The 12,318-nt window shown below is 55.4% G+C and carries 10 protein-coding genes; 4 read left to right on the top strand and 6 right to left on the bottom strand.

Annotated features, from left to right (window positions below; genetic code table 11):
• Positions 1-57: 57 nt before the first annotated feature.
• From AC2FND_RS10615 to pyrH, 6 genes are all read right to left on the bottom strand, one after another.
• On the bottom strand, positions 58-1,164 hold the full coding sequence (locus AC2FND_RS10615; protein WP_496769649.1) for an NUDIX domain-containing protein: 1,107 nt from the start codon (positions 1,162-1,164) through the stop codon (positions 58-60).
• Between the two features lie 35 nt (positions 1,165-1,199).
• Positions 1,200-1,640 carry a TrgA family protein gene (locus tag AC2FND_RS10610; protein WP_209504107.1) on the bottom strand — a complete coding sequence of 147 codons (441 nt, stop codon included), beginning with the start codon at positions 1,638-1,640 and terminating at the stop codon, positions 1,200-1,202.
• 11 nt (positions 1,641-1,651) lie between these two features.
• The gene (locus AC2FND_RS10605; protein WP_496769617.1) at positions 1,652-2,863 is read right to left on the bottom strand and encodes a class I SAM-dependent methyltransferase; all 1,212 of its coding nucleotides are present in this window, start codon (positions 2,861-2,863) and stop codon (positions 1,652-1,654) included.
• 69 nt (positions 2,864-2,932) lie between these two features.
• The gene (locus AC2FND_RS10600) at positions 2,933-4,357 is read right to left on the bottom strand and encodes a cryptochrome/photolyase family protein (protein ID WP_496769647.1); all 1,425 of its coding nucleotides are present in this window, start codon (positions 4,355-4,357) and stop codon (positions 2,933-2,935) included.
• A gap of 48 nt (positions 4,358-4,405) precedes the next feature.
• Positions 4,406-5,632, bottom strand: coding sequence for an aminotransferase class V-fold PLP-dependent enzyme (locus AC2FND_RS10595; protein WP_496769615.1), 1,227 nt, complete (start codon positions 5,630-5,632; stop codon positions 4,406-4,408).
• Between the two features lie 263 nt (positions 5,633-5,895).
• Positions 5,896-6,648, bottom strand: a complete 753-nt coding sequence (gene pyrH / locus AC2FND_RS10590; protein ID WP_209504110.1) for a UMP kinase — start codon at positions 6,646-6,648, stop codon at positions 5,896-5,898.
• A 97-nt stretch (positions 6,649-6,745) separates the two neighbouring features.
• Between pyrH and miaA the strand changes: the two genes are divergently transcribed.
• From miaA to AC2FND_RS10570, 4 genes are all read left to right on the top strand, one after another.
• Complete coding sequence (gene miaA, locus AC2FND_RS10585) at positions 6,746-7,639, top strand: tRNA (adenosine(37)-N6)-dimethylallyltransferase MiaA (RefSeq protein WP_496769613.1); 894 nt, start codon at positions 6,746-6,748, stop codon at positions 7,637-7,639.
• Positions 7,640-7,992: 353 nt separating this feature from the next.
• Positions 7,993-9,663 (top strand): ABC transporter substrate-binding protein, encoded by a 1,671-nt coding sequence (locus AC2FND_RS10580; protein ID WP_496769611.1) that lies wholly within the window; start codon positions 7,993-7,995, stop codon positions 9,661-9,663.
• A 123-nt stretch (positions 9,664-9,786) separates the two neighbouring features.
• Positions 9,787-10,833: an ABC transporter permease gene (locus AC2FND_RS10575; protein ID WP_209504113.1), complete on the top strand. Its 1,047-nt coding sequence runs from the start codon at positions 9,787-9,789 to the stop codon at positions 10,831-10,833.
• 13 nt (positions 10,834-10,846) lie between these two features.
• Positions 10,847-12,310 carry an ABC transporter permease gene (locus AC2FND_RS10570; protein ID WP_209504114.1) on the top strand — a complete coding sequence of 488 codons (1,464 nt, stop codon included), beginning with the start codon at positions 10,847-10,849 and terminating at the stop codon, positions 12,308-12,310.
• Positions 12,311-12,318 lie beyond the last annotated feature (8 nt).

Genomic DNA, 12,318 nt, shown 5'->3' with positions numbered 1-12,318 from the left:
GTCGTTTTGTACCATCGAAGATTTACAGCCGCACCGCGGCGACCACAAGCGGGATAGTCACCCGCGCAATCTATCCCGGTGGCGGGCCAGCCAATAAGCCAGAGACACCAATTGTAGATCCTTGAAAACATGGCGATCCGTCTTGTCTATGAATTCATCGAACGGCAAGATTTGACTGCGGATGTCTTCACCTTCTGTGTCAAGGCCGCCAGTGATTGTGGTGTGCGTCAACTCACCCAGACCAACATAAAGATACATGAACCCGGTGGAAGATCCGCTCGAGGTATAAGCACCGCCAGCATATTCCAGCCTGTCAAACCGAATACCCGCCTCCTCCATCGCCTCGCGATGCGCGGCCTGTTCGGGTGTTTCGCCCGGATCAATCATCCCAGCTACCGCTTCCCAAAGCCAGGGTTCCGGATCGTTGTTCAGGAAAACCGGCGGTCTGAACTGTTCCACGATCAAAACGGTATCTCTGACCGGATCATAGGGCAGAACGCCGACCGCACTGCCCTGCAACAAGCTTCCACGGCGCAACACCGGACCCATGCTGCCGTCATGCCGCCGGTGTTGCAGATCGATTTCCTCCATCCCGAAGTAATCAAGATACACCCGGTCATGGCGATGCACGATCACGTCTTTTGCAATGTCCCGCGGATCACCGGTACGCCGCTGCCCGGCCATAATCTTTGACCAGGCACGGGTTTGCGTGGCGCGAACACTGCGGGCCATGACCTGGGGATCGACCTTCCCGAAATAGGCCATCTCTTCCTCAGCGGCGAGCGTTGTAAGTTCACCCAATCTGTCCGCCCAGTTCTGAAGCGACCACAGATCACCCGGTCTCCAAGCATCGGGGGCAGGAAAAAAGACCTGAGCTTGGGCCTCGGTTCCGTCTTCCAATTCGACCCTCAGAGACTTCAGATCATAGTCGAAAGACCCTTCGTAATAATCCAGCCTGGCCAGATCCAAAGACGACAATTCCTGCACCAGTAAACCTTCAGCACTGGCACCTTCCAATTCCACGATCATTGGGAAATCCTGCCCCTGAACAGAATGGACAGCATGGCCTCGAAGTTGGGCGGGCCTCGCTTTGGTTTCGCTCAGAGGATGGCCAAGAACGCGTTCCAACAACGGCAAGTGTCGCAGCGTTCCATAAAAGAACAAATCAGACAAATTCGATCTCTCTTGTCAGTAACGGATCAGCGCCACGACCGGCTGGCCTGTTCTGTGGCCAGCCCCGAGACAACAGCCCCAATTAGGAATGCAATCAGGATTTCCGGGTAAATCAGCAGCTTACCGTACTCAATCCCGATCTTGAAAATGGCCAGGATGGCCTCAAATGGGCCACCGTAACGGTTGCGCATGGCAAGCCGGAACATTTCGTAACAGCCCTGCACGAACAACGCCCAGAATATCAGCGAGGCGACACCAGTCAGGCCGTTATTGATCCCAGCAGTCCAGCCGCGCCCTGCACGCTTGCCCATGATGCCCCACCCGCAAACCGCGCCAAGGCCCATGTTAACCAGGGTAAAGTACCCGTAATCCTTACCTTCTTCGCCGTTCTCGATAATCATGCCAGAGACAATGAATGCCAGCACGATGAGGCAAACGGCGGCTACAAGACGCGAGGCAGTGGGCATGTTACGGTCCGTCAGTTAACTTGCTTTGCTACGGTGATCTGTGTCACATCGCAATTGCGCGTGTCAAAGGCTGCGCCACAGGCAGTCAAATAATAATTCCACATGCGGCGAAAACGCTCATCAAAGCCCAGGTCTGCGATCTGTTCCCATTTTGCATTGAACGTCTCATACCACCGCCGCAGCGTCAGGTCGTAACTTTTGCCGAATTCTTTCGACTTCACCACATTCAAACCCGCCAGATTGATCTGCTGCCGTAGGATCGTGGGCGACGGAAGCATTCCACCCGGAAATATGTATTTCTGAATGAAATCAACACCGTTCTTGTAATAATCCCAGCGGTGGTCACCTACCGTTATGATTTGCAAGGTCGCTTGCGCCCCCGGCTTCAGCCGTTCACGAACGGTTTCAAAATAAACCGGCCAGTATTTTTGACCGACCGCCTCGAACATCTCGATAGAGGCGATGCCATCATATTGCCCACGCTCGTCGCGATAGTCTTGCAACTTGAACTTCACTTTATCAGAAAGTCCTGCTTTTTCAATGCGTTCATTGGCAAACTTGAACTGCTCCTCACTAATCGTAAGGCCGGTTACATGCAAACCCCGCTCTTTCGCGGCATATTCGGCAAAACCGCCCCAACCGCATCCGATTTCCAGTATGTGGTCGCCGGGTTTGGCCCCCATTTCATCGACAAGGCTGGCGTATTTCGCAGTTTGCGCCTTCTCAAGACTTTCTTGCCCGGTTTCAAAGATAGCGCTGGAATAAGTCATCGTGTCATCCAGCCACAAACCGTAGAAGTCGTTACCCAGATCATAGTGGTAAGAGATATTCTTTTTCGCCTGCGTCCGGTTATTGCGATGAAGCCAGAACCGCAGCCGTTCATAGGCCTGGACAAGGAACTTTCCAGTAAACCCGTCATAGACGGTTTCGGACCCCAGATGGACAAGATCCATGAATGAGCGCAGATCAGGCGTGCTCCAATGTCCTTCAAGGTAGGCATCAGAAAACCCCAGCTCGCCTTCGCGGATCAGACGGGCAAAAACATCTCCGTCGTGGATATCGATCTGAGCAACAGGCCCTGCCTTGGGTCCCTCTGCGCGAAAGATGCGACCATCTGGCAATGTTATGTCTAGTCGCCCCGACTCCATTCTGGTCAGCATCTTGAAGACCTGGGCGAAATACCTGGGCAGATCCGACTGCCCCTCTGTCGTCGTCAGCACCATCCGCTCTCCCCTCTGCGGCACAGGTCTCAGGCTAGGCCGCGATTCTGTTTCTGGCAAGTTTTCAGTTCCTTAGTGAGATTTTCGGCTTTCATACGCACGTAAGGCGCGGTTTCGTCCATCCGTCAGTTTCACGACAGGTTCGGGATAATCCGCCTGCGGACACAGGTTCCATGACTGGGGAACCGCAGCGAAATAGGAAAGTGCAACGTCACTGGGTTTCGTCTGGCCTTCGGCGATCCAGCGCCGCATGTAAGCCCCCTGCGGATCAAACTTTTCGGCCTGCGTTTCAGGATTGAATATACGAAAGAAGGGCGACGCGTCGGGGCCTGAACCCGCAACCCACTGCCAGCCCATGGCGTTACAGGCTGGGTCCCAGTCAATCAGGCAATCCTCGAACCAACTCATCCCGATTTTCCAGTGTGTCATCAGATGTTTGGTCAGGTAACTGGCAACAATCATCCGGGCCCGGTTATGCATACGGCCTGTCACATACATCTGCCGCAGGCCAGCATCGACGACAGGAATTCCGGTTCGGGCCTGCCTCCAGGCGGCAACTTCAGGGTGGTGCGGATCGATATTCCACGGGAAATCATCCCATTCCGCTTTCCAGTTATCAGTCAGCAGATGCGGTGAGTGATACATCAGGTGATAGGCAAACTCACGCCAGACCAACTGCCGCAGAAATGCCTCGGCGCCGGGGGTTCCGGTCATCGCAGCCTGTTGAACCCTGTGCCAGACAGTACGTGGCCCGATCTCGCCCAATGAAAGGTATTCTGACAGGTTTGATGTTCCGTCCAGATCCAACCGGTCACGGTCATTGGAATAACGGGGGACTTGGTCGAGAAAGTGCTCAAGTCGATCGCGGGCGGCCTGCTCGCCGGGATGGACATGGGGGCGCACGATTGCAGCACCTCGGTTCATGCCTGCACCCATCTGCCAGGTGCTCAGTATATCACTGGAAGGCCAGGTTGCAGGCGCTGCCAAGCGTGAAACCAATGCATCCGGCGTTGGCACGTCCCGCCGCTGAACTGCGCGCCACATAGGGGTGTAGACACGAAACGGCTGGGCCTGCTTTGTTGCAACCGTCCAGGGCTCAAAAAGCAAATGACCGGGAAAGGACTTTGCGCTTACACCCAGTTCGGTCAGTGCCCTTTTGATCTGTGTATCGCGTCTGATCGCCGCTGGATCATAGGCCCGCGACCAATAAACAGCCTTGGCACCGGTTTCTTTGACAAGTGTCTGCAAATGCTCAAGCGCATCGCCACGCCGCAGGATCAGGCGGCTACCAAGCCTCGTCAGAGCGTCGCAAAAGACCTCCAGACCCAACCCCAACCGCCATTTCGGGGCCGCGCCAAGGTGTTGCACAAGAGGGTCATGAACAAAGACTGGTATGATCGGACGGCCGCTTGCAACAGCAGCAGTCAATGCCGGATGGTCCGACAGGCGCAGATCCCGTCGGAACCATAAGATGATCGGAGACCGCTCGTTTTCCATATCCACCCTGAGGTTTTCTTCGTTCTACGAAGCCCCAAGCAGAGTGGATCACAAAACGCGTTCAAGCGCCTCCAAAAGCTGATCAACCTCCTGCTGCGAGGTATAATGTGTAAAGCTGACCCGCAAAACGCCCTGTGCCGGATCCACGCCCATCGCTTGCAATGGGCGCACAGCATAAAAGTCGCCTCCCCCCGCCATAACGCCGTATTGCGCCAGTTCTGCTGCAACTGACTCAGCGGGACGGTTCAACGACAGCGCAACAGTCGGCGCGCGCCGGGTGGCGTCTGATGTGCCGATCAGACGTACCGCATTGCGATCCTTTACCGCATCCAGAACAGGCTGCAGTAAGGACACCTCGTGCGCGCGCATCAGATCATGAGCAAAGGCACCCTGCTCTGCCGCGCCCACGTCAGGCCCGCCGTGATGAGCACACAAGAGCTCGACGTAATCGGCCATACCTGCACTTGCAGCAATCTGTGCATGATCCGGGCCCGCCGGGGTAAAGCGTTTATACAGAACGTCAGCGTTGAAATAATGCGCTTGGTTGGGCAGTAACTCTCCCAGTGTTCGGCGAATGACCATGCACCCCTGATGCGGGCCGTAGGTTTTATAGGCCGAAAACAGGTAGATATCCGGCCCCAGATCACCAACGTTCGGAAACCCATGCGGGGCGTAAGATACGCCGTCCACGCAGACAAATGCGCCGGCCGCGTGGGCAATCGCAGTGATCTCGGTGACCGGGTTTATCTCTCCCACCACATTGGAACAATGCGGGAAACAGACCAGACGCACTTTTTCGTCCAGCATGTTTTCCAGATCCTGCAGGTTCAGCGACCCGGTATCCGGATCGATCTGCCACTCCCTCACCTCAATCCCTGCCTCGGCCAGACGACGCCATGGACCCGAATTTGCCTCGTGATCCTGATTGGTCACGACAATCGCCTCGCCGGGTTTCATCCACTGCCGGAATGCCTGTGCCAAAACGTAGGTATTCTGTGTTGTCGAAGGGCCAAAGCTCAACTCATCGGTTTCAACACCCAGTATGGCGGCCATGCGCGCACGTGCCTCATCCATCTCGGCACCTGCAAGACGGCTTGCTTCATACGGGGCGTAGGGCTGAACCTTTCGTTGCGTATAGAACCGCGTCAACCGGTCGATCACCGGCTTGCAGGTATAAGACCCGCCAGCGTTCTCAAAAAACGCCTGTCCTTTCAGGCTGGGTTCGGAAAAAGCCGGAAACTGTGCCCGAACGAAATCGATATCCAGAGAGCTCATGCCTCATTGCTCCTTAGTTGTGCTGTCATATCAACAAGATGCCCGCTCATGTTTCCGGACATCTCAGAAATCATGGCAGGTCTTCCAGCCCAGCCTGTGCTTGCGTCACGGACTGACGAAACACCGGGCAGCCCTTCACTTCGGAAGGACAACGCTACTTAGACAGCACCATCCGCGACCGTCAAGCTGAAGCAAAAGAAAAAGCCCCGGCGGGGCTGCCGGGGCTGAATTTCTAACACTCTGGGCCAGGTCTCGTTCGGGCCTCAACCCTGAACTTTGGTATATGTCCCCTCGCCTGCAAGAATACCACGGAAACCGCCGGGCTCATCCAGACCAAAGACGATCAGAGGCAGGTTGTTGTCACGCGCCAGCGCAATGGCCGACGCATCCATGACCCGCAACCGCTTGGCCAGAACGTCGTCATAGGTGACCGTGTCATAACGCACCGCGTCGGCATGTTGTTTGGGATCCTTGTCGTAAACGCCGTCAACACCGTTCTTGCCCATGAAAATCGCCTCACAAGCCATTTCATTGGCGCGCAAGGTCGCCGCGGTGTCGGTGGTGAAATACGGGTTGCCGGTACCGGCCGCAAAGATGCAAACCCTTTTCTTTTCAAGGTGCCGTACGGCGCGGCGGCGGATATAAGGCTCGCACACTTCATCCATGCGAATGGCCGAAATGACCCGGGTGAACACCCCAATCTCCTCCAGGGCAGATTGCATACCCAGTGCGTTCATCACCGTGGCCAACATCCCCATATAGTCTGCTGTGGTCCGCTCCATACCCTGAGCAGACCCACTCAGGCCCCGGAAAATGTTTCCGCCACCGATAACCATACAAATCTCAACACCCAGATCGTGAACCGATTTCACCTCTTGCGCGATGCGCTGAACGGTTGGCGGGTGCAGGCCAAAGCCCTGATCCCCCATCAATGCCTCTCCTGAAATCTTCAACATGACACGTTTGTATGTGGTTTTCGGGGTTTCGGCAGTTTCAGAAGACGGGGAAAGGCTCATGTTGCGCTCCGGGCTGGCACGGGGTTAATTTCCGGCGCAAAATGAAGCAAAAGCTCCGCAGGTTCAATGCGGTTGGTGAGGATTGAGGCAACCGCATATGACCCGGCGATCAACAGACGCGATATTTCGGCAATTGCCCCCTATTCCCGATGACAAACCTGTCCTGATTGCAGGGCCGACTGCATCCGGGAAATCAGCGCTGGCGCTGGAGATCGCCGAACGCCATGGCGGGGTCATCGTCAATGCCGATGCAAGTCAGGTTTATGATTGTTGGCGCGTGATTTCGGCCCGACCATCTGCCGAAGAAGAAGCACGCGCACCGCATCTGCTCTATGGTCACATCGCCTATGATCAGGAGTATTCAGCCGGTCACTGGCTGCGAGAAGTGGTGCCACTGCTGACCGGGGGCCAGCGGCCAATCATTGTCGGCGGGACAGGATTGTATTTCTCGGCCCTGACCGAAGGCATGGCCGAGATCCCCGCAACTCCGGTGCAGGTGCGGGCCGAAGCAGACTTGCTGACCGTTGCCGAGCTTGTCGCCGGGGTTGACGAACAGACTTTGGCTGGCCTGGATACGCAGAACCGCGCGCGCGTGCAGCGCGCTTGGGAAGTGCAGCGTGCCACGGGGCGCAGCCTGTTATCTTGGCAGGCCGATACGCCACCGCCAATTTTACGGCTCAATGATGCGGTTCCTATCGTTTTTGACGTCGACAAAGCGTGGCTTCTGGATCGGATCGAGCGCCGTTTTAATCAGATGCTTGAATTGGGAGCAATCGAAGAAGTGAGCGCCATGCGGGATCGTTTCGACCCCGCTCTTCCCGCCTGTAAAGCCATTGGTGTGCCAGAGCTTATGGCCTATCTGGATGGAACACTGACTTTGGATCAGGCCCGTGAACGGGCCACAATCTCGACCCGGCAATTTGCCAAACGTCAACGCACATGGTTCCGGGCCAGAATGAAAACATGGAATCACGTCGATTTCTCAAAGTGATATCTGGTGTTGTTCATTCCTCTGGATTTGATAGCGAAAGCAATTTGATCAACAGATAAAGAAGAAGTTTCTCGTCTTTTATCAGTAATTTGACTTCGAAATTCCGCAAGGTTCTCCCTCTGCGGTGTGTCACATAGGAATATCCCTATCGAAATATCAACAATGCGGTAACGTCGTTTTTGTGCATTTTATGTCGATTCCGAACGTTGACGTTGAGTGATTTCTGGTGCCGAATGGCGGCATGGGGATGCACAGAGTCCAAAAACCGGAATCCTTCTTTCTTGCGACCGGACAAGCCCGCGTCGCTTAGAACAAGAACAAATCAACAAAATCAATGTCACAGGGAGACATTTATGACCAATACGGCAATCACCAACGACAAGGTGCACTGGGCGGCCGAGATGCACGCGCAGGAATACCGTGACGGCAAGCTTAGCCGCCGGGAATTTCTGGTCCGTGCGACGGCGCTGGGTGTCGCGGTACCGACGGCCTATGGTTTGATCGGTCTGCAATCGCCTGCGGCGGCACAAGAGCCGCAGCGCGGTGGTACCATCCGCTACCAGATGGAAGTGCGCGCGCTCAAAGATCCGCGAACTTATGACTGGACGCAAATTGCCACTTTCACAGCAGGCTGGCTGGAGTACCTCGTCGAATACAACAACGACGGCTCGTTCAAGCCGATGCTGCTGGAAAGCTGGGAAGCCAATGAAGACGCCACTGAATACACATTGAACGTTCGCAAGGGCGTAAAGTGGAACAACGGCGACGATTTCACAGCCGAAGACGTGGCCCGCAACATTGCAGGATGGTGTGACGCTGGTCTGGAAGGCAACTCGATGGCATCGCGTATGGCATCGCTTATCGACGAAAGCACTCAGCAAGCTGCGGACGGTGCAATCACTGTGGTTGACTCCCATACTGTCAAACTGAAGTGCAACGCGCCTGACATCACGATCATCCCGGGTATGGCGGACTATCCCGCCGCAATCGTTCATAGCAGCTTCGATGCGAACGACATGCTTTCAAACCCCGTCGGCACGGGCTTCATGCTGCCTGACAGCCATGAAGTTGGTGTCAAAGGTGTGCTGGTGCGCAACGAAGGTTTCGACTGGTGGGGATATGAGGCTGGCAAAGGCGGCTATATCGACCGCATCGAGTTCATCGACTACGGCACTGACCCGGCTGCATTCCTTGCAGCTTATGAGGCCGAAGAGATCGACATGAACTGGGAATCTGTTGGCGAATTCGTCGACATCTTTGACGGCATTGGGCTTGTGCGCTCGGAAATCCCGTCAGGCTTCACCATCGTTATCCGCCCGAACCAGTTGGCCGAAGACGAAAACGGCAACAAGATCTACGGCGACAAGCGCGTTCGTCAGGCTTTGGCCATGGCGGTCGACAACGAAGTGTGCCTGGAGCTGGGCATGTCGGGCTACGGCATTCCGGCTGACAACTGCCACGTCGGACCGATGCACCCTGAACATGACTCGGCCGTGACTCGTATCCCGTATGATCCTGCCGGGGCGAAAGCCCTGATGGACGAAGCGGGTATGGGTGATTTTGAGCACGAAGTGCAATCAATCGACGATGACTGGCGCCGTAACACCACGGCCGCGGTTGTAGCGCAGCTGAACGACGCGGGAATCAAGGCCAAGCATACAGTTCTGCCGGGGTCGACCTTCTGGAACGACTGGACGAAATACGCCTTCTCGTCGACGAACTGGAACCACCGCCCATTGGGCACTCAGGTTCTGGCACTGGCCTATAAATCGGGAGTCGCGTGGAACGAATCCGGTTTTGCCAATGCAGAGTTTGATGCGTTGCTGGCCGAGGCGAACTCGATCGCAGATGTCGACAAACGTCGTGAAGTGATGGCCAAACTGCAGGGGATCATGATCGACGAAGGTGTCACGATCCAGCCTTATTGGCGGACAGCGATGCGCCATCACCGCGACAATTTGGTGGGTGTCGAAAAGCATATCGCAGACCTGCCGCAGCTTTATAAGTTCGGCTTTACGTCCTGAGCGAAAAAGCAAAAGGCCGCGCCACCCTGGCGCGGCCTCTTCGTCCTGAACGCGACGAACAAATAATAACAGCTAAGCGTGGCGTTCCTTGAAACCCGCGCTAGCCGACCCACAGGGGCAAATATGGGACTTTTCATTCTAAGGCGCGTTGGCATCATGCTGTTGACGGCATTGTGTCTGACTTTCCTGGTTTTCTTCTTAACCAACCTCTATCCGAACCTCGAGAAACTGGCGAAAACGCAGGGCAACTTTCGGATGTCGGATGAACAGGTTGAGAGCTACCTGAGCAAAAATGGTTACCTCCAATCCACTCCGATAAAATACGGCGAATGGCTGGGTGTCCTGCCCTCTTATCGGTACACGAATGAAGACGGAACCGTTCAGGGAAGATGCATTCTGCCGGGCAAAACCGCCGAAGAATCTCCGAATTTCTGCGGAATCCTGCAAGGGTATTGGGGCTATTCGACTGTCTTCAAGGAAGAGGTTTCGACCGTTGTTGGGAACCGGTTGGCTCTGACTGGTCGTCTGATGCTCTGGGTCATGTTGCTGATGGTTCCGTCTGCGTTGATCCTTGGTGTTTTGGCAGGAATGAAAGAAGGATCTGCCACTGACAGGACGTTGTCGACCTTCGCCATCACAACGACGGCGACGCCGGAATATGTCTCGGGCGTGATCTTTATCGCCATCTTCACCTCATCCGCAGTTGGTTTGAAGTGGTTCAAAGGTACGGCCACGCAAGCGATGGAGAACCCGACCTTTGAGAACTTCTTCCTGCCGGTCCTGACTATTGCACTTTATGGGATGGGCTATATTGCCCGGATGACTCGCGCTTCGATGACCGAAGTAATGACTGCCCAATATATCCGGACAGCGCGTCTGAAAGGTGTGTCCTTCCCCAATATCGTCATGAAACATGCGTTGCGTAACGCGCTGATCGCACCCTTCACCGTCATCATGCTGCAGTTCCCCTGGCTGCTGAATGGCGTGGTGATCGTCGAGACCCTGTTCAACTACAAGGGCTTCGGCTGGGCGCTGGTTCAGGCCGCGGGCAACAACGACATTCAGCTGTTGCTGGCGATTTCGGTCGTGTCGGTCTTTGTGGTGCTGGTGACCCAGCTGATTTCGGATATCGGCTATGTCTACCTCAACCCGCGCATCCGCATTTCTTAAGGAGGGTTAGATCATGGAACCACTTACCTGGACCGGCTCTATCGCCTTCCTGAACCCGCTTTTTGCCCTTGGCCTTGCGCTAATGGTCTTGTCAATTGCCGTCTGGATGCTGGCCAGCATCGTGCTGCCCGAAGACCAGATGACGGTGAACCCGGACGGTACGTTGAGCTCAAGCTCGGGCCTGCGGACACTGATACAACTTGCACTGCGCTACAGTTTCTTGGCCAGTGTCGGAATCGCACTCGCCTATATCGTACTGGGCGTACTAATGGGCACAAGCGCCGGGATTATTGGCGCCATGTCCCAGCAGTTTTTGCCCGTATGGGTGTCGTTGATCATCCTTTATGCCATGTCGATCGCTTTCAAACGCAAGCTTGGCCTCTACGGCAAACTGTTTGACAGTCCCATCGGCATGATCGGCTTTGGCCTTGTAATGTTCTGGGTATTCACCGGAGTATTCGGCGCGATGGATTTGATCGTCACGCATGACCCGCTGTCGCAGGTTTCGGGCATGAAGAACAAAGTGCCAGGTACGCCACTTTCCAATCTAGAGGACGGTCAATACGCCTGGTATCTGCTGGGTGGCGACAATCTGGCCCGCGATGTGTTCAGCCGCATGGTCAAAGGTGCATGGATTGTTGTTCAGATCGCCCCGCTTGCCACGATGTTTGCCTTCATGGTTGGCATCACGCTGGGTCTGCCAGCAGGCTATTATGGTGGTCGGCTGGATACTTTGCTGTCGTTCCTTGCGAACCTGATCCTGGCCTTCCCGGTGATCCTGCTGTTCTATCTGCTGGTCACGCCCGAGATCGTTGCGACCGGTGTACCGAACTATATGGCGGCCGTTTTGTTCGTATTCCCGATCATCTTCCTCGGTGTGCTGCTGAACTCACGCTACTATACCAGACCGAACTTCCGAACACCGCTGTTGATCGGAGTTTTAGGGGTAGCGGGTTGGTTCTACTTGTCTCTGATTTCGACCGGTGGCTACATCATTAATACCGACGCCTATCGTATCTGGGGTCTGCCGACCTATCTGGATCTGTTCGATATCCCCGGCGGTATTCTGGTGGTCTTCGTCTCGGTGGTCTTTGTGAACTCGCCCACCGTTTTCCGCATCGTGCGCGGACTGGCGCTGGACATCAAAACACGGGACTACGTGGCAGCAGCACAAACCCGTGGCGAAGGTCCGTGGTACATCATGTTGTGGGAAATCCTACCCAACGCGCGCGGCCCGCTGATCGTCGATTTCTGTCTGCGTATTGGCTATACCACCATCCTACTGGGAACCTTAGGTTTCTTTGGTTTGGGCCTGCCACCTGAAAGCCCTGACTGGGGGTCGACGATCAACGAGGGGCGCAAGCTTTTGTCGATCTACCTGCACCCTGCTCTGCCACCCGCGCTGGCCTTGTTGACGCTGGTTTTGGGTCTGAACCTGCTGGCCGACGGGTTGCGTGAAGAAAGCCTGAAGGACTGATGTGAAAG

Source organism: Ruegeria sp. BHSB056, from assembly GCF_059613305.1.
Note: the sequence above shows the minus strand (reverse complement) of the source record. Positions and strands in the feature narration are given on the sequence as shown.